Origin of the sequence: Ureibacillus chungkukjangi (assembly GCF_044795995.1) — a bacterium.
GTDB lineage: Bacteria > Bacillota > Bacilli > Bacillales_A > Planococcaceae > Ureibacillus > Ureibacillus chungkukjangi.
On sequence record NZ_CP085009.1, the window covers coordinates 1285689 to 1310784 of the forward strand.

Annotated in this window: 22 protein-coding genes; all 22 read left to right on the top strand. The window is 37.9% G+C overall.

Features of this window, described 5'->3' with window-relative positions:
* Nucleotide 1: 1 nt before the first annotated feature.
* Nucleotides 2-2041 carry a flagellar biosynthesis protein FlhA gene (gene flhA, locus LG296_RS06340; protein WP_107934036.1) on the top strand — a complete coding sequence of 680 codons (2040 nt, stop codon included), beginning with the start codon at nucleotides 2-4 and terminating at the stop codon, nucleotides 2039-2041.
* Nucleotides 2038-3180 (top strand): flagellar biosynthesis protein FlhF, encoded by a 1143-nt coding sequence (gene flhF / locus LG296_RS06345; RefSeq protein WP_107934038.1) that lies wholly within the window; start codon nucleotides 2038-2040, stop codon nucleotides 3178-3180. The genes flhA and flhF overlap by 4 nt, the downstream gene beginning before the upstream one ends.
* Complete coding sequence (locus LG296_RS06350; RefSeq protein ID WP_107934039.1) at nucleotides 3180-4052, top strand: MinD/ParA family protein; 873 nt, start codon at nucleotides 3180-3182, stop codon at nucleotides 4050-4052. The genes flhF and LG296_RS06350 overlap by 1 nt, the downstream gene beginning before the upstream one ends.
* Nucleotides 4053-5177, top strand: a complete 1125-nt coding sequence (locus LG296_RS06355; RefSeq protein WP_107934041.1) for a chemotaxis response regulator protein-glutamate methylesterase — start codon at nucleotides 4053-4055, stop codon at nucleotides 5175-5177.
* A gap of 17 nt (nucleotides 5178-5194) precedes the next feature.
* The gene (locus LG296_RS06360; RefSeq protein ID WP_107934043.1) at nucleotides 5195-7255 is read left to right on the top strand and encodes a chemotaxis protein CheA; all 2061 of its coding nucleotides are present in this window, start codon (nucleotides 5195-5197) and stop codon (nucleotides 7253-7255) included.
* A 27-nt stretch (nucleotides 7256-7282) separates the two neighbouring features.
* Entirely contained in the window at nucleotides 7283-7720 is a 438-nt protein-coding gene (locus tag LG296_RS06365) for a chemotaxis protein CheW (protein WP_251397261.1), read from the top strand.
* 42 nt (nucleotides 7721-7762) lie between these two features.
* Nucleotides 7763-8395, top strand: a complete 633-nt coding sequence (locus LG296_RS06370; RefSeq protein ID WP_107934047.1) for a chemotaxis protein CheC — start codon at nucleotides 7763-7765, stop codon at nucleotides 8393-8395.
* A 1-nt stretch (nucleotide 8396) separates the two neighbouring features.
* The gene (locus LG296_RS06375; protein WP_107934049.1) at nucleotides 8397-8900 is read left to right on the top strand and encodes a chemotaxis protein CheD; all 504 of its coding nucleotides are present in this window, start codon (nucleotides 8397-8399) and stop codon (nucleotides 8898-8900) included.
* Nucleotides 8901-8911: 11 nt separating this feature from the next.
* Nucleotides 8912-9274, top strand: a complete 363-nt coding sequence (locus tag LG296_RS06380; protein ID WP_251397263.1) for a hypothetical protein — start codon at nucleotides 8912-8914, stop codon at nucleotides 9272-9274.
* A 1489-nt stretch (nucleotides 9275-10763) separates the two neighbouring features.
* On the top strand, nucleotides 10764-11531 hold the full coding sequence (locus LG296_RS06385; protein WP_107932761.1) for a FliA/WhiG family RNA polymerase sigma factor: 768 nt from the start codon (nucleotides 10764-10766) through the stop codon (nucleotides 11529-11531).
* Between the two features lie 168 nt (nucleotides 11532-11699).
* Nucleotides 11700-12011, top strand: a complete 312-nt coding sequence (locus LG296_RS06390) for an RNA polymerase subunit sigma (protein ID WP_107932763.1) — start codon at nucleotides 11700-11702, stop codon at nucleotides 12009-12011.
* Between the two features lie 10 nt (nucleotides 12012-12021).
* Nucleotides 12022-12606 carry a hypothetical protein gene (locus LG296_RS06395; protein ID WP_107932765.1) on the top strand — a complete coding sequence of 195 codons (585 nt, stop codon included), beginning with the start codon at nucleotides 12022-12024 and terminating at the stop codon, nucleotides 12604-12606.
* 157 nt (nucleotides 12607-12763) lie between these two features.
* Nucleotides 12764-13486 carry a 30S ribosomal protein S2 gene (gene rpsB / locus LG296_RS06400; RefSeq protein ID WP_107932767.1) on the top strand — a complete coding sequence of 241 codons (723 nt, stop codon included), beginning with the start codon at nucleotides 12764-12766 and terminating at the stop codon, nucleotides 13484-13486.
* Nucleotides 13487-14144: 658 nt separating this feature from the next.
* The gene (gene tsf / locus LG296_RS06405) at nucleotides 14145-15029 is read left to right on the top strand and encodes a translation elongation factor Ts (RefSeq protein WP_107932770.1); all 885 of its coding nucleotides are present in this window, start codon (nucleotides 14145-14147) and stop codon (nucleotides 15027-15029) included.
* Nucleotides 15030-15140: 111 nt separating this feature from the next.
* Nucleotides 15141-15866: a UMP kinase gene (pyrH, locus tag LG296_RS06410; protein ID WP_107932772.1), complete on the top strand. Its 726-nt coding sequence runs from the start codon at nucleotides 15141-15143 to the stop codon at nucleotides 15864-15866.
* Nucleotides 15866-16423: a ribosome recycling factor gene (gene frr, locus LG296_RS06415; protein WP_107932774.1), complete on the top strand. Its 558-nt coding sequence runs from the start codon at nucleotides 15866-15868 to the stop codon at nucleotides 16421-16423. The genes pyrH and frr overlap by 1 nt, the downstream gene beginning before the upstream one ends.
* 388 nt (nucleotides 16424-16811) lie before the next feature.
* The gene (locus LG296_RS06420) at nucleotides 16812-17594 is read left to right on the top strand and encodes an isoprenyl transferase (protein ID WP_107932776.1); all 783 of its coding nucleotides are present in this window, start codon (nucleotides 16812-16814) and stop codon (nucleotides 17592-17594) included.
* A gap of 5 nt (nucleotides 17595-17599) precedes the next feature.
* Nucleotides 17600-18391 (top strand): phosphatidate cytidylyltransferase, encoded by a 792-nt coding sequence (locus tag LG296_RS06425; RefSeq protein ID WP_107932778.1) that lies wholly within the window; start codon nucleotides 17600-17602, stop codon nucleotides 18389-18391.
* Between the two features lie 56 nt (nucleotides 18392-18447).
* Nucleotides 18448-19593 carry a 1-deoxy-D-xylulose-5-phosphate reductoisomerase gene (dxr, locus tag LG296_RS06430; protein ID WP_107932780.1) on the top strand — a complete coding sequence of 382 codons (1146 nt, stop codon included), beginning with the start codon at nucleotides 18448-18450 and terminating at the stop codon, nucleotides 19591-19593.
* Nucleotides 19594-19642: 49 nt separating this feature from the next.
* Nucleotides 19643-20902, top strand: coding sequence for an RIP metalloprotease RseP (gene rseP / locus LG296_RS06435; protein WP_107932782.1), 1260 nt, complete (start codon nucleotides 19643-19645; stop codon nucleotides 20900-20902).
* A 469-nt stretch (nucleotides 20903-21371) separates the two neighbouring features.
* Complete coding sequence (locus tag LG296_RS06440; RefSeq protein ID WP_107937934.1) at nucleotides 21372-22538, top strand: IS256 family transposase; 1167 nt, start codon at nucleotides 21372-21374, stop codon at nucleotides 22536-22538.
* 719 nt (nucleotides 22539-23257) lie between these two features.
* Nucleotides 23258-24964 (top strand): proline--tRNA ligase, encoded by a 1707-nt coding sequence (locus LG296_RS06445; RefSeq protein ID WP_107932784.1) that lies wholly within the window; start codon nucleotides 23258-23260, stop codon nucleotides 24962-24964.
* The last annotated feature ends 132 nt before the right edge of the window (nucleotides 24965-25096 follow it).

Consider the following 25096-nt stretch of genomic DNA (forward strand, 5'->3'; position numbering starts at 1 on the left):
CATGAAGATTCGTGACATAGGTGTTTTAGCTGCAGTAATTATGATTGTAGCTATGCTCATTATCCCTCTGCCGACATGGTTATTAAGCTTTTTAATCATTATCAATATTACATTGTCATTATTAGTATTATTAGTGGCCATGAATATGAAGGAAGCATTAGATTTTGCCATCTTTCCCTCAGTTATTTTGTTATTAACATTATTCCGTTTGGGTTTAAGTATATCTACTACCCGAGCAATCCTTGCACAAGGGGATGCTGGGGATGTTGTTGAAACGTTTGGTCAATTCGTAACTGGTGGGAATATTTTAGTCGGTTTAGTAATTTTCATGTTATTAGTTATTATTAACTTTATCGTAATTACAAAAGGTTCTGAACGTGTAGCTGAAGTAGCAGCACGTTTTACTTTAGATGCAATGCCTGGGAAACAAATGAGTATCGATGCAGATTTGAATGCAGGGATGATTTCTGACAAAGAAGCAAGAGAACGCCGTGACAAAGTATCGAGGGAGTCCGATTTCTATGGAGCGATGGACGGGGCAACAAAATTCGTTAAAGGTGATGCGATTGCCTCGATTATCATGGTTTTTATTAACTTACTTTTCGGTATAATTATCGGGATGCTTCAGCTTGGCTATGAAATGGCAGATGCGGCTACACATTTCTCTACTTTAACTGTAGGGGATGGATTAGTTGCACAGATTCCTGCGCTATTAATATCGACAGCAACAGGGATTGTTGTTACCAGAGCTGCTTCTGAAGGAAGTCTAGGAGCAGATATTTCAAACCAATTATTTGCTCAATCGAAGTTACTTTATATTGCTGGTGGCTCAATTCTTCTATTAGGTTTATTCACGCCACTACCAGAATGGATTACGATGCCAATCGCTGCAGTCTTAATCGGTGGTGCATACATGATTAATAGCAGGGAAAAGAAAACAGAGGATCCAGAAGAGTTACTTGAAATCGAAGAAGAAGTGGCAGCTGATACGATGAAAAGTCCAGAAAATGTTGTCAATCTGTTAAATGTAGATCCGATTGAATTTGAATTTGGATATGGTCTGATTCCTTTAGTTGATGCAAGTCAGGGCGGGGATTTACTAGATCGGGTTGTAATGATTCGAAGACAATTGGCACTGGAGCTTGGAGTTGTTATTCCAGTTGTTCGTATTCGGGATAATATTCAGCTACAGCCAAATGAGTATCGTATTAAAGTAAAGGGTAATGAAATGGCAAGAGGCGAATTACTTCTGGATCATTATCTATCGATGAGCCCAGGAGATGACGATTCGATTGAAGGAATTGATACAATCGAGCCTTCCTTTGGTTTACCTGCAAAATGGATTACAGAGAAGGTAAAAGAGGACGCGGAAATGCTTGGTTATACCGTAGTAGATCCACCTAGCGTAGTTTCCACTCACTTAACTGAAATTATCCGTGCGAATGCTCATGAATTACTAGGTCGTCAGGAAACAAAACAACTGATCGACCACCTACGAGAAAATTACCCAATTTTAGTGGAGGAATTAACGCCAACACCTTTATCAATTGGAGAAATTCAGAAGGTATTAGCAAAATTATTAAGAGAAAATGTATCTATCCGTAATTTACCTATTATTTTTGAAACATTAGCGGATTATGCCAAATTGACAAGCGATACAGATGTTTTGACTGAATACGTTCGTCAAGGCTTAGCAAGACAAATTACATCGCAATATGTTGCTGGTGGAACAAGCTTAAAAGTTATCACGATTCCGGGGAAAATAGAGAAGCTAGTTGCCGATAGCATTCAGCAAACAGATCACGGCAACTATTTAGCAATGGATCCTCAGGATTCTCAAAATGTATTAGAGGCAATTGCAAGGGAAGTAGAGAAGGTATCCTTTATGGAGCAATCTCCAATCATTCTATGTTCACCAGGGATACGAATGTATTTAAGACAGCTGACTGAACGTTACTTCTCACAAATCCCGATATTGTCCTATAACGAATTAGATTCTAATGTTGAAATTCAAAGTGTTGGAGTGGTGAATGTAGAATGAAAATGAAAAAATATACAGCACCATCTATTCCAGAAGCCATGAAATTAGTACGAGCGGAATTAGGTGAAGATGCAGTTATCATCAATTCTAAAGTTGTCGTTACAAAAAAGCTGTTCGGTCTGATAAAACAAAAGAATTTTGAAGTACTTGCTGGAGTGGACCAGGTGGAGACAAAAATAATGTCTCCACGTCTTCCGGATTTACAAACAAATACAAACCAATATCAGGAACCTGAGGAACAGCCGAAGTTACATATTGATGATACATTATCGAAAGAGTTGAAAAATGAAATAGCAGACTTGAAGTTGATGATGAAATCGATGCAAAAGCATACAATTCAATCCGAATTGCCAGAGAATTTCTTGCCTTATATTGACTTCTTGAAACGTCAAGAACTTAGTGAAGAGCTCATCACGGCAATAAGTGATGAGCTTTTTGTGCATCAAAAACGAAAAGGTACACTATTAATGAGAGAAGACATGAAGGAAATTACGAAAGAAGTACTCCGTAAAATGCTTTTTGACCTTCCAATGGGTGGACTTTCTTATGAGAAAAAGTATATTAATGTTTTTGGACCAACAGGAGTTGGGAAAACAACAACAATTGCCAAAATGGCAGCAAGAGCAGTATTAGAGAAAAAGAAAAAAATCGGATTTATCACGACAGATACGTATCGAATAGCGGCCATTGAACAGTTAAAAACCTATGCGAATCTTCTGCAAGCTCCAGTTGAAATCGTCTATAATGCCAATGATTATAAGAAAGCGATTGAAAATTTTGCTCATCTTGATTTAATCTTTATCGATACTGCGGGCCGAAACTATAAAGAAGCAAAATATGTAGATGACCTTATGCAAATGATTAACTTCGATGAGGAAGCAGAATCGTATTTGGTATTAGCTTTAACAGCTAAAGAAAGTGATATGGAAGCAATAATCCAACAATTTAGTGAAATACCAATAGGTAAATATATCTTTACTAAGATAGATGAAACAAATTCTATTGGCACGATGTATAATTTAATGATTAAATATAATAAAGGACTTGCTTACTATACGAATGGACAAGAAGTACCAGAAGATATAGAAGTAGCCGAATTAGAAAAAGTACTTGAATTGTTCTTTCAAGGAGAATTTTAATGAGAGACCAAGCTGAAAACTTACGAATGAAGATGCTGGAGAGTCAAGGTGTGCTAGGCCGATCAATTGCAATTGTGAGTGGAAAAGGTGGCGTAGGAAAAAGTAATTTCTCTACAAACTTTGCCATTAATCTCTCAAAATTAGGTAAGAAAGTCGTCGTTTTAGATATGGATATTGGTATGGGGAATGTTAACATACTGATAGGTAAAACTGCTCAGTACAATTTAAAGCATTATTTGTTTGGTGAAGCAACTTTAGAACAAGTGATGTATGAGGGTCCACATGAATTAAAATATATTTCAGGTGGGTCAGGCATGTCGTCTGTAATGGAATGGTCAAAGGATATGGTGGAGGCATTATTCTCTGCATTTGAGCAATTACAAAAGTCCTTTGACTATATACTTTTCGATATGGGAGCTGGTGCAACAAATTGGTCCCTAGATTTGATCAACTCAATTGATGAAATTATTGTGATTACCACTGAAGAACCAACGGCCATAACAGATGCTTACTCTATGATGAAGTATATCCATGTAAGAGATCCGGAAAAAACAGTTTACTTATTATGTAATCGAGCTTATTCCAAAGAAGAAGGCCAAGAAACCCTAAACCGTTTGGATAGCACGATGAAGCAGTTCCTTAAAAAAGAAGTCATTATTCTGGGTTCATTACCAGAAGATCCTGTAGTACGAAAATCAGTACGTGAACAAGTACCATTTTCTATTGCATACCCAGAGAGTCATATTTCGAAAACATTAAAAGAGATGGTTCAGCAATTTGTAGACCGTAATCAGGTTGAGGTTCATGGATATAATAAGAAAAATACGTTTTTATCAAAATTACGCGGCATTTTTTCGAAGGGGAGTGATTAATTGGAATTCTCAGGAAAAAGCAAGCTTTTAGTTGTGGATGACTCTGCTTTTATGAGAAAGCTAATTAGTGACTTTTTCATAGACCATCCGAAAGTAGAGGTTGTTGGAACTGCACGTAATGGTAAAGATGCGATAAAGAAAATTCTGAGCTTAAAACCTGATGTTGTAACAATGGACGTTGAGATGCCAGAGCTAAATGGTCTGGATGCATTAAAGGAAATTATGAACATCTCTCCAGTGCCAGTCATTATGCTGTCCAGTACGACCCTTCAAGGAGCCGAAAACGCACTAATCGCGATGGAAAACGGTGCAGTTGATTTTGTAGCTAAGCCAAGTGGGAACATTTCACTGGATTTACACAAAATCAAGGAAGAATTAGTACATAAAGTGGAGTATGCAGCACATGTCTCAGTTAAAAAGCTGAAAAATACAAAGCAAATTGATGTGCCTAGTCAAAATAAATTACCAGTGGAGAGACCTTTAAGTAAAAGTCAAACTCCACAAGTCACACAATCTGACGATATAAAAAAGAATGCATGGAATAAAGTGAGTAAAAAAATCGTATTAATCGGAACTTCAACTGGGGGGCCACGAGCTTTACAAGAGGTTATTACAAAGATACCTGCCTCCATTAAAGCACCAATTTTAATCGTACAGCATATGCCCGCTGGTTTTACAAAATCTCTAGCAGACCGGTTAAACCAACTGAGCCAAGTTAAGGTAAAGGAAGCGGAGCATGGTGACCTATTACAAAACGGTGTTGCATATGTAGCTCCAGGTGGTAGTCACCTAAAGCTTGAGAAAAAAGGAGTATCCTTTGAGATTATTTTAGATCCAAATGAGCCTCCTAGATCAGGGCATCGTCCAAGTGTAGATGTTATGTTCGAAAGTGTAAGTAAAATCACTGAATTCGATAAGGTCGCTGTCATCATGACAGGTATGGGATCGGATGGTTCAAAAGGTCTTATTGAACTAAAGCAAAAAGGAAATGTAATGGCGATTGCAGAGTCAGAAAAAACGTGCATTGTATATGGAATGCCCAAAGCAGCCGTAGAAACAAAGCATGTCAATGAGGTTGTAGATGTTGACAATATCGCTGCAGCTATTATGAAATATTTGCCCTAAAAAGGAGTGTTTTCTAAGTGGAACTTAATCAATATATAGAAATGTTCATCGAAGAAAGTAAAGAACATTTACAAGCATGTAGCGACAATTTGTTAGAGCTTGAAAAAAATCCAAATGACTTAGCAATAGTAAATGAAATATTCCGTTCAGCTCATACATTGAAAGGTATGTCTGCAACAATGGGGTATGAGGATCTTGCTGATTTAACTCACAAAATGGAAAATGTACTTGATGCGATTCGTAACGAAAAGATTCAAGTTAATGCTGAAATTTTAGATGTAGTTTTTGAATCCGTAGACCACTTAGAAGAAATGGTTATGAACATTGCTGATGGTGGCGATGGGAAAAAGGATGTTTCAGCAACCGTTGAAAAGCTAAAGCGCATTGAATCAGGTGAAGCGATTCAGCAGGCTGCAACGACAGCAACAACAGCTGCAGCAGAGGTTGCAGCTTCTTCGGCTGTATTAGATAGTGCACTTCAATTACATTATGATGATTTTGAAAAAACAGTAATACTACAATCAACAGAGCAAGGCTTCAATGCTTTTGAAATCGCTGTAACGCTAACTGACAGCTGTCTTTTAAAGGCTGCTCGTGTGTATATGGTATTTGACATTTTAGAGAAAAATGGAGATGTCGTAAAATCCTCTCCAACAGTAGACAAGCTTGAAGAAGAACAATTTGACCAAGACTTTAAAGTAGCTTTAATTACTCAAACAGATGCTGACGAACTACGTAGCAAAATCATGAAGGTTTCTGAGGTTGAAAAGGTTTCAATTACTCAGATCTCTAATGATTTATTTGTTCAGTCTGCAGTTGTAGCAACAGAAGAGTTTGTAGAATCTGTAACAGAGGAAACTGCACTTGTTCCAAAAGCAGAAGTGAAAAAAGAAGAGGCTCAAAAATCGACTTCAGCAAAGCATGCTGCAAGTAAAACAATACGTGTAAGTATCGAGCGTTTAGATATTTTAATGAATCTTTTTGAAGAATTAGTAATCGATAGAGGACGTCTTCAGTCTATCGCAACTGAAGTTAATCACTCAGAGCTCAATGAAACAGTTGAACGAATGAGCCGTACAATGGGTGACCTTCAAAATATCGTCTTAACAATGCGTATGATTCCGATTGAAACAGTATTTAACCGATTCCCTAAAATGGTTCGTACATTATCTCGTGATCTTAACAAAAAGATCAACCTAGAGGTTATTGGTGCTGAAACGGAATTAGATCGTACAGTTATCGACGAAATTGGAGACCCATTAGTTCACTTAATTCGTAATTCAGTTGACCATGGTATCGAAAGCCCTGAAATTCGCCGTGCAAATGGTAAGCCTGAAGAAGGTAACGTTACATTACGTGCATATCACAGCGGGAACTATGTATTTATCGAAATTGAGGATGACGGTGCCGGCATCAATCGTGAAAGAGTTCTGAAGAAAGCCATTTCTAAAGGAATTGTAACGAAAGAATCTGCACTTTCTATGTCCGACAAGCAAATTAACGAATTAATCCTGGCTTCTGGATTCTCAACAGCTGAGGTTATTTCAGATATTTCTGGACGTGGGGTAGGTCTTGATGTTGTAAAAACAACAATCGAATCTCTAGGCGGAAATATTTCAATTGAATCAACAGAAGGTGCTGGATCGATCTTCTCAATTCAGCTTCCATTAACACTATCGATCATTTCTGTAATGTTGGTTGAAATTGAACAAGAAACTTATGCTATACCGTTATCTTCCATCATTGAAACATCCATTATTAAAAATAGCGATATTCTCAATGCACATAATCAAAAAGTAATCGATTTCCGAGGAAAAGTAGTTCCACTTATCTTCTTAGATGAAATCTTTGATGTACCAAGAACTGATAACAATGCGGATGAATATCATTCAGTTGTTATTGTTCGTAAAGGAGACAAGCTTGCCGGCTTAGTAGTGGATACATTCATCGGTCAGCAAGAAATCGTATTGAAATCATTAGGTGATTACCTATTGAATATCTTTGCAATTTCAGGTGCTACGATTTTAGGAAACGGTAAAGTTGCTTTAATTGTGGATTGTAATGCGTTAATGAAGTAATGAATTGAAATGAAAGAGGTGTAGTTTATGACTGCTGTAGACCAAGAGTACTTAAAGGTGATTGTTTTCCAACTTGCGGATAAAGAGTATGCCATTCCAGTAGCGAATGTACAGGGAATCGAAAAGCTGATGCATATTACTCGTGTTCCGAAAACGCGCGAATTCATTAAAGGTGTTATTAATTTGCGCGGAGTCGTAACACCAATAATCGATTTACGCGAACGCTTTGGTATCCCAGTATCCAATCATGAAGAAACAACAAGAATTATTATTATCACACTTGAAGAAATGGAAGTCGGCTTTATCGTTGACTCTGCTAATGATGTTATCGATATCCCGGCTGATGCCATTGAAGCACAGCCAGAGGTAGTAGGTTCAAATGAAGAAGAATTTATATCTGGTGTGGCGAAATTAGAAAACCGTTTATTGATCTTATTACATCTAGACAAAGTGTTAAATCCATAAATAAGAGCTGGCTAATATGTTATAGACTGGGGATTTTGCGTGATGAATGAAATTCAAAAAATAACATCATTGCATTTAGATATCCTAAAAGAGATTGGAAATATAGGTGCTGCCCATGCTGCGACAGCACTTTCCAGTTTACTCGCTAGGAAAATTGATATGCAAGTTCCGAAGGTGGAAATGGTGTCATTTGAAGAGATGATGGAGCTGGCTGGGGGAGCTGAAACCGTAGTTGTTGGAATTTTCCTTCGAATCGAAGGTGATTCTGAAGGAAGCATGTTCTTCATTTTACCAATCGAACAAGCAGACAGATTTATTCAAAGTTTAATCAATGATGACCAATTTAGCTTTAGTGATGGCAAACTAACAGAGCTAGGTGTTTCGGCAATGCAGGAATTAGGGAATATTCTTTCTGGATCTTACCTTTCTGCATTATCAGATTTTACAGGCATGAAACTATATCCAACAGTTCCTGGTTTAAGTGTTGATATGTTTGGCGCGATTATCAGTACCGGGCTAATCGAAATTTCAGAGGTAAGTGATCAAGTCATTGTCATCAATACATCCATTTTTGAAGAAGGTTTTGATAATCGTAATGAAGTTCACGGGCATTTCTTCTTACTCCCAGATCCTGATTCATTCACTAGTATTTTTAAGGCGCTAGGAGTTTCGTAAAATGATCCAATCGCGTACTGGTCAAGTTATCAAGGTTGGAATTGCTCAATTAGATATAGTTAAAATGCCAGACACAATTCGTACATCAGGCTTAGGTTCATGTGTAGGGGTTGTGTTATATGATGAAACAAAAAACATTGCAGGATTAGTTCACATCATGTTACCCGATTCAAGTTTAGCGAGAACGGAAACCATCAATGAAGCAAAATTTGCCAATACAGGCATTAAGGCACTCATTGATAAGCTGAAATTAGCTGGAAGCCAACCATCCCGATTAAAAGCCAAAATCGCTGGTGGTGCACAAATGTTCAAATTTACATCTGACAAAGATTCCATGCGCATCGGGCCACGGAATGTAGAAGCAGTAAAAAATGAACTCAGAAAAAACAATATCCCAATTATCGCTGAAGATACGGGCGGCAATAGTGGAAGAACGATTGAATTCAATCCTGACACTTGTCTATTAAATATAAGAACAGTAAATCAGGGAGTGAGCGAAATATAATGTATGGATCAATGTTTTACAACTTTTGGGCAGCCATCATTGGTTTTTCAATTTATTTCTTCAGTACACTCTCAGGTGCTTCGATTCCATTTAATAATATAGTTGGCTCATTAATAGCGGCTGCTGTAGCATTCGTTGGCATGTTCGCCTTCCGATTTCTGCTCGGCTATATATTATACATGCCAGGCGATGAACTATTCAAAGGCTTAGACAAAGAAAACGAACGAATGCGTGAGCAATTGGCAAACAATGAAAGCGACACGGCCGATTCGGGAGTAAACAACTCAACTATGGAATTCAAGGACCAAAGCTCCGAAGAAATAGCAAAAGTCGTCCAATCCATGCTACAAGAGGAAGAATCTGTTAAGAGCTAGGTATTGACGGGAAGAAGTATCGGGGAAGTGTGATTGGGTCTTGAGCAGAAGCTTAAGATTCGAGATAACGTTTAGGGTTATTGAGGATTGAATGCGGCCGAAAATTTTGTAACACCAAAGAACCAATTTTCCTTAAGTTACTAAATACTGATACTCCAGCGAACGTATTACCACGTTTTCAAGCACAGCCCAAAGATTGAACCTTCAGGAGGATATTGTGATGTCCTCAAGGAAGCAATTCAGAATATTCAATGCCGAAAATGATAAAACTTTAAGAGTCGAGATAACGGCTCTTTTTTTTATTATGGTAGGAGGAATAATGCGACAGTAGTGGCGGAAGTTAGTGGTGAAAAGTAGCAAAGAGACGGTTAATGCGACGATTGAGCCGGATGTAAGGAGCAAAACGTCGTAAAGTGAGTGACAATGCGACAATCGAGCCGGATGTGAGGAGCGAAACGTCGTAAAGCGAGCGACAATGCGACGATCGAGGCGGGTGTGAGTAGTGAAACGTCGTAAAGCGAGTGATAATGGGACGAACGAGCCGGATGTGAGGAGCGAAACGTCGTAAAGTGAGTGACAATGCGACGGTCCAGCCGGATGTGAGGAGTGAAACGTCGTAAAGCGAGTGACAATGCGACGATCGAGGCGGGTGTGAGGAGCCAAACGTCGTAAAGCGAGTGACAATGCGACGATCGAGCCAGATCTGAGGAGTGAAACGTCGTAAAGCGAGTGATAATGGGACGAACGAGCCGGGTGTGAGGAGTGAAACGTCGTAAAGCGAGTGATAATGGGACGATCGAGCCAGATCTGAGGAGCGAAACGTCGTAAAGCGAGCGACAATGCGACGTTTCAGCCAACTGTGAGGAGCAAATCGTTGTATAACCAAGACCAACACGCCTGTCCTAGACCAAACAGGAGCACCTAACATCTATTACAAGCACTTGCACACTCTACTCACAACAAAATTATACAGAAAACCAAACTAAACCAGAACCAGTCAACTGTAGCCTTCAGCCGAAGTAGCAGCCGCACCATAATAGCTTCAAATTGTACCTTGTGATGTAACGGAAATCACGGATTAATGTAGACATTCTTCCTATATAAATAAATAACCTAGATTTTATATCACTCAAATCTTCGTAATAGACTCGAAGTTTCTTTCAAATTTTGGTTTGTGAGGAAATTTAATAAGTTTAGAAGAAATGTGTGTTTTTTTATTATCAATTGTTATATTATTGAGTAGTAAGGAACGCACAAGCCTGAAAATAAATAGGGAGTAAAAAAGACCTATTAATAATAGCTTAAGTCCTTAATAGATGATATAATTGGATTTGTTAATGAATAGTAATAAAGTCTTGTGAATTTATTGAATATAAATCTTAAATCTGATATAAAAGTATGAGGTAAAGATACGGTGGATAGAGTAACATCAGAAGCGAAGTGATTGACGATTGCTTATCCTACAAACAATTTTAGTGAGGTGCATATAATGGTACAACTACAATTAGACAACGAACAAACTCTTTGGAATTGCTGGATTAACGATCGCGATCCGGATGCAGGAAATATGCTAATAAAAAGATATCAATCTATCGTATCCTATCATGTTCAAAGAATAGGTTCGAGTGTTCCTAAAAATGTATCACGTGATGATTTAATGAGTTTAGGCATGATGGGTCTATTTGACGCATTAAATAAATTTGATATAAATAGAGATTTAAAGTTTGATACATACGCTTCCTTTCGTGTAAGAGGAGCTATTATAGATGGGCTAAGAAAAGAGGACTGGCTTCCTCGTTCAGCTCGCGACAAGGCAAAGAAGTTGGAAGCACATATTGAAAAATTAGAGCAAAAGCTAATGCGTACAGTTACACCTGACGAGCTTGCACAGCATATGGAATTACCTGTTGATGAGGTATACCAAACAGTACAAGAGCATTTCTTCTCGAGTGTTTTATCGATCAACGAACAACAAGATCAGGAAGAATCAGAAGGAAAAGCATTTGTTATCAGAGATGACAATACAAGAACTCCAGAGCAAGAAACAGTCCACATGGAATTAATAAAAGACCTTTCCGATAATATTAAAAACCTAAGTGAAAAGGAACAGTTGGTTTTAAGCTTGTTCTACACTGAAGAGTTAACTTTAACTGAGATTGGTGAAACGCTTAATTTATCAACATCACGCATCTCACAAATCCACTCAAAAGCATTATTAAAGTTAAGAAAGCTTCTTTCAAATGAAATGTTAAGCTAATAACATAAGAGAGTTCATTATTAACAGCCCAGGTTTCTCGAGCTAGCTCCTAAAAAGTTAGCACGAGAAATCTGGGCATTTTCTTGAGCTATGGGGCTAGATGTAAGCCCTCTGTATTGTTTATCACTCATCTGAATCTTATAATAGTAAGAGGGGAGCTGATACGATATGAGTTTAAAGGCATTAGAACTTCAGATTGCTATTCCAAAGACCTTTGATGCGGGGAAGCTGGCCGATCAGCACCAACAAAATGTGCTGGGTCAGCAGGTAAATGCCAATGAGGCATTAAAAAAAGAGATTAGAAAAAAACAATTACAAGTTAGCGATACAGAAAAAATCGAAAAAATTAATGATAATAATCAAAAGCAAAATCATGAAGAAAATTTAGCTGGTGAAAAGCAGCAAGATACTGAACAGAAGAATGTAGAGCAGCCAATGCAGCATCCTTTTAAAGGTAATTTTATCGATTTTAGCGGATAGGAGCACATGTATGGTCATAGGTCTAATCATCATATTGGTTATTTCTCAACTCATTTGTTTTTACTTCATCGTTATTTTAAATACGAAAATAGCAAAATTTAAGGATTTAGAAAAACGACAGGATCAGCTAATTCGAGAAATGGATGATGCGATTAGTTTATATCTAGTAGAGATGAAGGAAGAAAATGATCGTCTCATTGACGAACTTTCATCTATAAAACAACGTGAGTTCAAAAATAATGATATAAAAAATCAAAAAATGGCAATGATTAACTTGGAGGAGGCACAGGAAACCGCTGGTGCTACTCAAGATGAAAGTCTACAGAAAAAAGAGCCGGTGGAAAACATTGCCCAGAAGGCGTTTGTACCAAAAAAAATGGCTGCCAATGCCTATAAACAGCAAGCGGTAAATGAAACTCCAGCTGTTCCACAAGCAAAAGAAACTAAAACTGTAGAAAAAGATATGTCCTCTCTTCCAACTTTCGAACAAAAGGTATTAAACCTTTACCGACAAGGAAAATCAATTGACGAAATTGCGAAAATCACGCAAAAAGGGAAGACGGAAATCGAATTGCTCATCAAGTTCCATGCATAAAATTGTTGCACGAGGAAAATTAGTGTGATATATTATCAATTGGTGTTAATTACACACGCATTTTGATGTAGTAAGTGGTGCTTTTTTGTAAAAAAAGTTGCTTGTTATAGATGAAAAATGCGGAGGGAAAAAACCAAAACATTAGGAGGAAACACACATGTCAGTAATTTCAATGAAACAATTACTTGAAGCTGGTGTACATTTCGGTCACCAAACTCGCCGTTGGAACCCAAAAATGAAAAAATACATTTTTGTTGAACGTAACGGTATCTACATTATCGATTTACAAAAAACGGTTAAAAAATTAGAAGAAGCTTACGACTTCATGCGCCAAGTTGGGCAAGATGGCGGTAAAGTACTTTTCGTAGGTACGAAAAAGCAAGCTCAAGAAGCTATCAAAGATGAAGCTGAGCGTTCTGGTAACTACTACATTAACCAACGTTGGTTAGGTGGTACTTTAACTAACTTCGGAACTATCCAAAAACGTGTTGCTCGTATGAAAGCAATCGAAAAAATGGAAGAAGATGGAACTTTCACAGTTCTACCTAAAAAAGAAGTTATCCAACTTAAAAAAGAACACGAACGTCTAGTTAAATTCTTAGGCGGTATCCGTGATATGGCTGGCATTCCAGACGTTATGTTCGTGGTTGACCCACGTAAAGAGCGTATCGCTGTTGCTGAAGCTATTAAATTAAATATTCCTATCGTAGGGATTGTTGATACAAACTGTGATCCAGATGAAATCGACTACGTAATCCCTGCTAACGATGACGCTATCCGCGCTGTTAAATTATTAACTGCTAAAATGGCTGATGCTCTAATTGAGTCTAAACAAGGTGAATCTGAAGCTACAGCTGAAGAAGCAGTAGCTGCTGAGTAATTCACTTATTAGAAAACTTGGCGCAAGTAGTCAGTTTTCTATGAAAAGCCTTAGTTGCTCTTAAGCAGCTAAGGAAGTGATAAACTTTCTTAGCTCTACAAAGGTGATAAGTGGATGAACCCTCTTATCACCTTTTTTTAGAAGAAAAGTGGAAGCGCTCCGATTAGCCACAACAGACGTTGGAGGTACCTTCCCACGTGTGCTTGCACACGTGGGAAGGTACCGAAACGGCCGAGGGGCTGAGCGCTGCAACTAGACAAGAAGAAAAGTGGAAGCGCTCCGATTAGCCACGACAGACGTTGGAGGGACCTGACGAGTGTGCTTGCACACGTGGGAAGGTACCGAAACGGCCGAGGGGCTGAGCGCTGCAACTAGACAGAAGAAAAGTGGAAGCGGTTCGTTCAGCTCCGTGTCGACGAAAACGCAACATCCTGTTGCAACGTCGACATGGCTCACATCGTGTGAGCCTCGAAACTGGCCGACAATAACGCAACGTCCTGTTGCATTGTCGGCACTGGCACATCCATGTGCTACGGAGATTTTCGACAAGCATGCTTGCATGCGCGGGAGGAAATTAGTTTTTTGAGGGGCTAACCGCCGCAACTAGACAAAAACAAAAAAACTAAATAACTCACACAACTCAAGGAGGAAACTTCAAATGGCAATTACTGCACAATTAGTAAAAGAACTTCGTGAAAAAACTGGCGCAGGTATGATGGACTGTAAAAAAGCTTTAGTACAAACAGATGGTGATATCGACGCTGCTGTTGATTTCTTACGTGAAAAAGGTCTTTCTTCAGCTGCTAAGAAAGCTGACCGTATCGCTGCAGAAGGGACAACTTATATCCTATCTGAAGGAAACGAAGCGGTAATCTTAGAAGTTAATGCTGAAACTGACTTCGTAGCAAAAAATGAAAAATTCCAAGTACTAGTTTCTGAATTAGCTCACCTTATCTTAGCTAACAAACCAGAATCAGTAGAAGCTGCATTAGAGCTTACAAATGCAGAAGGCGTTAAAGTTGTTGACTTAATTTCAACAGCTGTAGCAACAATCGGAGAAAAAATCAATCTTCGCCGTTTCGAAGTAAAAGCTAAAACTGATGCAGATGCTTTCGGTTCTTACCTACACATGGGTGGGCGTATTGGTGTATTAGTAGTTCTTGAAGGTTCTACTGATGAATCAGCTGCTAAAGATGTAGCTATGCACATCGCTGCTATTAATCCTCAATATGTATCACGTGATGAAGTTTCTGAAGAAGAAGTTAACCGTGAACGTAAAGTATTAACTGAACAAGCTCTAAACGAAGGTAAACCAGAAAATATCGTTGCTAAAATGGTAGAAGGTCGCCTTGGTAAATTCTTCGAGGACGTTTGCTTACTTGATCAAACTTTCGTTAAAAACTCTGATCAAAAAGTACGTGATTTCGTAAAATCAACTGGTGGTAACATCACTTCATTCGTACGCTTTGCTGTTGGTGAAGGTATCGAAAAACGCGAAGACAACTTTGCTGAAGAAGTTATGAACCAAGTTAAAGGTAACTAATTTAAATAATAAGTAAAAATAGGGGACACAAACCAGTGTTCCCTATTTTTCAAGGGATTGAAAAATCACCTGATATGTTTGAAGAATAAAATTGAATTGCGGAGGTTTACTATGAGTGTGCCACAATATGAACGAGTTGTTATTAAAATTAGCGGTGAGGCATTAGCAGGAGAAGCAGGTTACGGTCTATCACCAAAAATCATTAAGTCAGTTGCAGAGGATATTAAAGAAGTAGTAGAGCTTGGCGTTGAAGTTGCAGTAGTAGTAGGTGGCGGAAACATCTGGCGTGGAAAAGTAGGAAGCGAAATGGGTATGGATCGTGCCTCAGCAGATTATATGGGAATGCTTGCTACAGTGATGAACTCATTAGCACTTCAAGATGCGCTTGAAAAATTAGAAATTGGAACTCGTGTTCAATCTTCTATCGTTATGACACAAGTAGCAGAGCCTTACATACGCAGAAAAGCAGTGCGTCATCTTGAAAAGAAACGCGTTGTCATTTTTGCTGCTGGTACAGGAAATCCATTCTTCTCTACAGATACGACAGCTGCATTACGTGCTGCGGAAATTGATGCCGATGCAATTCTAATGGCAAAAAATAATGTGGATGGTGTTTATTCTGCTGATCCAAAAACTGACTCAACTGCTGTTAAATATGACACACTCACATATTTAGACGTAATTCAACAAGGATTACAGGTAATGGATTCAACTGCTTCCACTTTATGTATGGACAACGATATCCCATTAATAGTATTCTCTATTATGAATAAAGGAAATATTAAACGAGCGGTACTCGGTGAAAAAATCGGTACAGTTGTTAGGAGGAATTTTTAATGCCTAAACAAGTATTAGCCCAAGCAAAAGACAGAATGGACAAATCGATTTCTGCATTTTCTCGTGAATTGGCTTCAATTCGTGCAGGACGTGCAAATGCGTCACTTCTAGACAGAGTGTCAGTTGATTATTACGGTGCACCAACACCAATTAACCAATTAGCTGGTGTTTCAGTTCCAGAAGCGCGCTTACTTGTAATCCAGCCTTATGACAAATCAATCTTAGGTGAAATTGAAAAAGCGATTATGAAATCAGATATCGGAATTACTCCGACAAACGATGGTAACGTAATTCGTTTAACAATTCCAGCTTTAACAGAAGAGCGTCGTAAAGAGCTTGTGAAAGTTGTGAGTAAAGAAGCGGAGAGTGCAAAGGTTGCAATCCGTAACGTACGTCGCGACGCTAACGATGATTTGAAAAAATTAGAGAAAAGCGGCGACATTACAGAAGACGATTTACGTGGATTCACAGAAGATATTCAAAAATTAACAGATGACTACATCGTTAAAGTCGACCAGGTTGCAAAAGATAAAGAAAAAGAAATCTTATCTGTTTAATAAAATGCAATCTTGATTGATATTTATCATTTGCAAACTTTTTGTAAATCTAAATGAATCATGAACTTATTCAGACAGTAGGGCGTCCTATTAAATGGGACGTCTTTTTTCAATGTTGATGATGTGTAGAACCGGGTAGTAAGCCAAATCTGCGCAAATTAATATGGTAAAATAGAAATAAAATACATAATAAGCAACAATAAATTGAAAAATTTAGAAGTTATTCAAAAGAACGTAAGACACAATCATTTGTTTTTGATATGATTAGAAAAATACGCTTTTCGCTAATTTACGCGGGAATCGGGATTTTTTATAACTTTAAGAATTTTGGTATCGTATCTTATAAGAAGAAAAACGTCCAAAAAGTTGTCAGGTGGGGGAATTGCTGATGTTAAAAAAGCTATTAAGTAAGTCAAAAAAAGGAAAGCACTCTTTGGAGGTTAACGAAACTCTAATCAATAATGAATGTGTACCTTCCCATATCGCAATCATAATGGATGGCAACGGACGTTGGGCGAAAAAAAGAGCCATGCCAAGAATCGCAGGTCATCATGAAGGAATGCAAACTGTACGTAAAATTTCTCGTATTGCAGATGATATGGGTATCAAAGTTTTAACTCTTTATGCTTTCTCTACTGAAAATTGGAAGAGACCAAAATCAGAGGTCGACTATTTAATGAGCCTTCCTCAAATGTTCTTGAACTCCTTTATGCCAGAGTTAATGGAACGGGGCATCCGAGTTGAAATGATAGGCGATAAAGAAGGACTTCCAACTAGTACTAAAGTGGCTTTGAATGAAGCGATGGAAAAAACAAAGAATAATACTGGCCTTATTTTAAATTTTGCTATGAATTATGGTAGTCGGGCTGAAATTGTTAAAGCAATGAAGGATATAATGGTAGAAGTGAATAACGGAAAATTGACTCTAGATGAAGTGGATGAAACACTCATTGATCAATATTTACTAACTTCAAATCTTCCAGAGCCTGATTTGCTTATTCGTACAAGTGGAGAAGTTCGTCTTAGCAATTTTATGTTATGGCAGCTTGCTTATACAGAGTTTTGGTTTACTGATATACTTTGGCCAGATTTCAACCAAGAAACCTTTATGGAAGCTATACAGGCTTACCAGCAACGTAACAGGCGCTATGGTGGGCTGAAAGGAGAATAATTACATTGAAGCAAAGAATTATAACGGGGGTTGTAGCAGGAGCGTTATTTATCATTTTTCTTGTGCTAGGTAACCTACCCTTCACGTTATTAGTATATGCATTAGCAGCAGTTGCAATATATGAGCTGTTAAAGATGAAGAATATTCAAATCTATTCAATCCCAGGTATTCTTGCATTACTCATTACATTTAGTTTATTGCTACCGAAAGCGATAACACTCAATTTTTTAGAGGCATCAGTATATACAAAGCTAGACTTTTTACTGATTGGTGTCATCCTATTATTAATTTACTCGGTCCTAGTAAAAAATCATTTTACCTTTGATGATGTAGGATTCATATTACTGAGTACGGTATATGTTGGAATGGGCTTCTATTATTTAATTGAGACACGTAATGGTGGCTTGGAATATCTAATTTTTGCTCTACTAATTGTTTGGACGACTGATTCAGGTGCCTATTTTATCGGCCGAAAACTCGGCAAGAAGAAATTATGGCCTGAGATTTCACCTAACAAAACGGTAGAAGGCTTTGTTGGCGGAATTATTACAGCGGTAGTGTTTGCATCGATTATGCAAATGATTTTCCCGATTTCGTCATCATGGATTGCTCTAATCGTGATTGCAATAATTGCGTCGATTTTCGGGCAGATGGGTGATTTAGTGGAATCAGCTATTAAACGTCACTATGGTGTAAAGGACTCTGGTAATTTACTGCCGGGTCACGGAGGAATATTAGACCGTTTTGATAGTCTGTTATTTGTATTACCTCTATTACACTTCCTGCAATTAATCTAAATCTGTGTTTAAAGAAAGTACTATTTCTAGTTGTTGAAGGGAAGATAAAATCAATCATGAAGAAAATCAGCTTATTAGGAGCAACAGGTTCGATTGGGATACAAACCATTGATATATTGTTGAACAATCCAGAGAGTTTTCAGCTTGTTGCATTATCTTCAGGGAAAAACATCGAAAAAACTCGTGAAATTATCTCTCAGCTAAATCCAGAGCTTGTTTCTGTACAAGATGAACAGGATGCAGTTGCACTGGCAAAAGAGTTTCCACAAATCCATTTCACATTCGGAGCTAAGGGACTAGTAGAGGTTGCAACACACCCAGATTCTACAGTTCTTGTGAATGCTGTTCTAGGAAGTGTGGGTCTAGAATCTACTTTAGCTGCAATACGAATGTCTAAAACGATTGCGATTGCTAATAAAGAAACATTAGTAACTGCAGGTCATTTAGTAATGGCAGAAGCAAAAAAATATAACGCACCGATTCTACCTGTGGATAGTGAGCATTCCGCGCTATTCCAATCTATGAATGGTGAAAATCCAAAGCAAATCGAAAGACTGATCCTAACAGCATCAGGTGGTTCATTCCGTGACAAAACGCGTGAGGAACTAAAGAATGTAACAGTTAAAGATGCATTGAATCATCCAAACTGGTCAATGGGTGCTAAAATCACGATTGATTCTGCAACGATGATGAACAAAGGCTTAGAAGTTATTGAAGCAAATGTATTATTTGATATGCCTTTTGATAGAATTGATGTTTTATTACATAAAGAAAGTATTATTCATTCTCTAGTTGAGTATCATGATACAAGTGTCATTGCGCAGCTTGGGACACCGGATATGCGTGTACCAATCCAATATGCACTAAGCTATCCAGATCGACTGCCACTTGTTGAAGGTACTCGATTAGATTTAGCGAAGATTGGACAACTCAATTTTAGAGAAGTAGACTTTGATCGATTCCGCGCTTTAAAGCTTGCTTATGATGCTGGACGAGCAGGTGGCACGATGCTAACAGCAATGAATGCAGCTAACGAGGCGGCTGTAGGTTTATTCCTGCAAGAAAAAATCACTTTCCTTCAAATTGAAGAGATTATTGAACAAATTATGAATAATCATCATAATATTCTAGCTCCAGATTTAGAAACTATATTGCATGTAGATACCGAAACAAGAAAATCAGTAGAGAGCATGGTAAAATAGAGAGTACAAGCATAGAATAAGTTAACTTGCACTTTGAAGGTGGGATGATATGCAAACAGTTATAGCATTTATCGTTGTTTTCGGCTCCCTAGTATTCTTCCATGAGCTTGGGCATTTCATTTTTGCAAAACGCGCAGGGATTTTAGTTCGTGAGTTTGCAATTGGAATGGGTCCGAAAATCTTTGGAATGATGAAAGGTGAAACGTTATATACACTTCGTTTACTGCCTATCGGTGGTTATGTCCGAATGGCGGGGGAAGATACCGACTCAGTAGAGCTTCAGCCAGGATATCGAGTAGGTTTAATCCTAAACAAAAATAACGAAGCCGAAAAAATTTACTTGAATCAAAATGTACAAAATCCAAATGTTCTATTTTTGGAAGTAGAACGTGCCGACCTTGAAAAAGGGCTATGGATTGAAGGGTACGACGAGGACGATCAATTTGTTAGAATCAATTTATCTAGAAAAGCGTCGATTATTGAAAATGGCACTGAAACATTAATCGCACCATATGATCGTCAATTTAATTCAAAAACGGTTGGGCAGCGAGCAATGGCTATCTTCGCTGGGCCGCTCTTCAACTTTATTTTAGCATTCTTCGTATTTGCTTTTATCGCCTTGATGCAGGGTGTTCCTACCTACGAGCCAATCATTCATGATGTAGTAGATAATGGACCGGCAGAGACTGCTGGTATGAAAGCTGGCGATTATGTAAAAGCAATCGATGGACAACCTGTTGAAGACTGGCAGCAGCTATCCGGCACTGTTCAAGAAAAACCAGGTGAGCAGCTAACGCTTATCGTGGAACGTGATGGACAAAATATCGAGCTGAAAATGACGCCAGACACCCTTGTGGAAAGCGGTAAGGAATACGGACAAATTGGTGTTATGTACCAAAGTCCAGTGGAGAAAAATCCACTAAAAGCAATCGTTTTCGGTGTCACGCAAACATATGATTACACTGTTCTTATTTTAGGTCTATTAGGCGACTTAATTACAGGTCAATTCACAATTGACGCCCTTTCTGGTCCAGTAGGCATCTACAAGGCAACAGAAACAGTTGCCCAATATGGTATCTATAACTTAATGAACTGGGCAGCAGTCCTAAGCATTAACTTAGGTATCATGAACCTATTGCCACTACCTGCACTAGATGGAGGAAGATTATTATTCTTCGGTATCGAAGCACTACGCGGCAAACCAGTAGACCGTCAAAAAGAAGGCCTCGTTCACTTTGTAGGTATCGTACTACTAATGATCCTTATGGTAGTCGTAACATGGAATGATATACAGAGATTCTTCTTTTAGAGCTGACTGACCCGCGTTCTAAGCAAGTCTAAAACAACCCAAACACGAATTTCTTAACCTTATTCATTTGTGGTAAAATCCATAGTGAATAAGGTTAACTTTTTTTGCGGATAGTAAAGTTAGATTTAGGGAGATTTACTGAATCATTATGGTGATGAAAGCCATTTTTGAAGGGAATCAGGGTTAAAATGTCTTTCATAAGCAGAATGAAAGCCACTTTTGATAGAAATCTGGCTTGAAATGTCTTTCATAAGCAGGATGAAAGCCATTTTTGAAGGGAATCAGGATCGAAATGTCTTTCATAAAGAGAATGAAAGCCACTTTCGATAGAAATCTGGCTGGAAATGTCTTTCATAAACAGGATGAAAGGATAAAGTCCATATAATTGTGTAAAAAGAAAAAGAGTCATTTTATTCTCTCTTGGATACAATGTTTTCAGCGACGATAAACATGAAAAGAGGGAATAATAATGACTCAATTACAGTTTAACTTAGATATGGACTTTTTAAAAGATTCTGTTCTAAATTCTGATTTAAATACTGTTGTAAAATCTGCTTTAGTACTAGTTCTAAATGAATTCATGGAAAAAGAAAGAGACGAATATTTAAATGCAGCGGCTTATGAACGTTCGAGCGATCGAATTGATTATCGAAATGGCTACTACGAGCGTGAAATTGTTATGAGTGTTGGAAAATTAACTTTAAAAGTTCCTAGAACTCGAAATGGCGAATTTTCTACCAGTGTGTTTGAAAAGTACGCTAGACATGATCAAGCATTGATTCTATCGATGATAGAAATGGTTGTAAATGGTGTCTCTACAAGAAAGGTAACTCAAATTGTGGAGCAGCTTTGTGGTGAAACTGTATCGAAATCACTGGTGTCTTCACTGACACAAAAACTAGATCCCATTATTAACACTTGGGCGAACAGACCTTTAAACACTACTTACTATCCTTATATTTTTCTGGATGCAATGTATATTAAAGTGCGTGAACATCACCAAGTTGTATCAAAAGCTGTCTATATTGCAACGGCTATTACCGAAGAGAATAAACGTGAGATTCTTGGTTTAAGCGTGGACCATGTAGAGAGTTATGAAAGTTGGAGTCGCTTTCTACAACACTTAAAATCGCGAGGAATTCAATCCCCAAAGTTAGTTATATCTGATGCTCACCAAGGTTTACGAAAGGCCATCCAACGGGAATTCATCGGAACTACATGGCAAAGATGTAACGTACACTTTAAACGTAATATTATTGAAAAGCTGCCGAAAAAGGATTCAGGAGATTTCCGTCTCATGATTAGACGCATCTTTGATGCAGTTACCCTTGAGGATATGCGCAAATTTAAAGATGAGTTAATGAATCAGTATGCAGAAGATCGCAGATATGAAAAAGCACTTACAGTACTAGATGAAGGTTTCGAAGATACCATTCAATATATGAATTTTCCCAAAGGAATACGTGTTAATATTCGAAGTACGAATTCTCTGGAACGATTAAATCAAGAAGTACGTAGAAGGGAGACCGTAATCCGTATCTTCCCTAATACCCAATCTGCCTTCAGATTAGTTGGTGCTGTGTTAATGCATTATCAAGAAAACGATTATTCAAAAAGAAAAGGACTTTCTAGATAGTACCTTGTTTTACATCTTCAACTCCCATTAATGGAGTATTCCACATTCAGTAAAGGCAGTCAAAGTGAAAAGAGCCTTTGACAGCCTTTACTGAATATGGAGTTAATAAGCCATGGGAGTTAAGGATGAAAAATGTAGTGGGGGTTGGTTTACATGCCCACAAAATATAGTTGAAAACATCTGTATTGAATTTACACAATAACTAGGACTTGACTGGATGAAAGCCACTTTTGAAGGGAATCAGGATCGAAATGTCTTTCATAAAGAGAATGAAAGCCATTTTCGATAGAAATCTGGCTGGAAATGTCTTTCATAAACAGGATGAAAGCCACTTTAGCTGGAAATCTCGCTGAAAATGTACTTCATCTCCAAGATGAAAGCTACTTTCGATAGAAATCTGACTCAAAATGTACTTCATCCCAAAGATGAAAGGCACTTTAGATAAAATTCTAACTAAAAGTGACCTTCATAACCCAGGATGAAAATCTCAGCTAAAGTGTTCATCTCACTAAAAAAACCGCTCATGAATGCCGAGTTATTTCAAATTGTGATTTATATTCTAAAATCAACTTTTGTAACATTTTTTAAAACTTGGATATTTTAGGATTTAGGCTATAAATAATAATCGAAATTTCAATCCAAATAGCAGTTGTACGTACGATGTAACTTCATTGTATGATATGCTAAATATGTGATTTAGAAGAGAAAAGGTGGAGCACATGAAACAAAGTTCTACGTTAATTCCTACACTTAGGGATGTACCTTCAGAAATTGAAGTGAAGTCTCACAAAATGCTACTTCGTGCAGGATTCATCCGAGAAACGACAAGTGGTGTATATTCCTATTTACCATTAGCTAAACGTGTATTGAACAAATTAGAAAAAATGATTCATCAAGAGATGGAAGCCATTGGTGCAGTAGAGATTGGTTTGCCTACCTTGCAGCTGCAAGAGAATTTAGAGCAAACTACAAATTTTGCTAGTAGTCGAGATGAAATCTTTCATTTAACAAACGAGAACCAACAGAATTTAATACTGGCGCCCTCCTATCAGGAAGCTGTTACAATGTTGCTCGCTGAGGAAAGCCAATCCTATAAAAATTTACCGATTACTTTTTATCAAATCCAATCAAAATATCGCAATGAAAAACGCAAAACAAATGGCTTGTTGCGAAGTAAAGAATTTTTGATGAAGGATGCCTACTCCTTCCATGCAAATGAGGAGAGTTTAGAGGCTTCCTTTAATGAAATAATCCAAATCTATTCGAATTTATTTAGTAAGCTAGGCTTGCATTATGAAATAATCGATGCAAATCCAGGAGCTGCAAATGGTGCTATTGCAAAGGAATTTATCGTTGCTTCTGAGGCTGGTGAAACAATCGTTGCCTATTCAGATGATTCTAGATTTGCGGCAAATATCGAAGTGGCACAGGTTGTAAATGAGTTTAGCCCTTCAGAGCTGCCAATCAAACCATTGGAAAAATTCGAAGCACCTAACTTGAAAACGATAGAAGAAGTTTGCACATTTTTTAATATAGAAGAAAGCAATTATATTAAATCTTTCGTATTTAAGGTGGATGGTGATTTTGTCGTTGTATTGACACGTGGAGATCATCAGGTAAACCCTTATAAACTACAGAATGTTTTAAAGGCTACGTCAATTTCATTAGCAACTGAAGATGAGGTGCAAGAGCTTTTAGGCTGCAAGCTAGAATCGGTTGGCCCCATAAAGCTGCCTATCGATGTGAAGGTTATTGCAGATTATGCAATTCAATCCATTCGAGGTGGAGTGGCTGGAGCGAACGAAGAGGGCTATTACTATACGAATGTTTCGCCTGAACGAGATTTTGCTATCAGTATGTATGAGGACATCAGATATATCAGAGAAGGGGATCCTTCACCTGATGGACAAGGAACAATTCTCTTTAAAAGAGGAATCGAAATAGGCAAGATTTGCAAACTAGGTGTTAGTGTATCAGAACAATTTAATGCTAGCTTTACTGATGAAAATGGACAATCTCAAGCCATTTTCATGAACAGCTTCCATCTAGGTATTTCAAGAATATTAGCTGTAATGGCTGAAAACTATCAGGATGACAGCGGTTTTTATTGGCCAAAACCGATTTCGCCATATGACCTTCATCTGTTACCGGTCGATCGAGAAGATGAAGTGCAATTTAATTTGGCATTAGAACTCTACAATATATTAACCTTCTATCAGTTTGAGGTGCTATTTGATGATCGTGACGAAATGGCAGAAGATAAATTTACAGATGCAGACTTAATCGGTCTACCAGTCCGCATTAAGGTAGGCAAACGTGCAAGCGAAGGCATCGTAGAAGTCAAAATCAGAAGCACTGGTGATACCTACGAGTGGGCAAAAGAAGAACTAATCGACCACTTAAATGAACTTTTTAGAACGAATTAATTTATTATACTTATGAAATCCAAAATAGGCTTCTATTTAAGACGTCGCGAGCCTACCACGTAAGATCAGTATATCCAGAAGTTTAAGGAGAAATAACAAATTTGAGCGGGCCTTCACAAAAGCACAAAGACA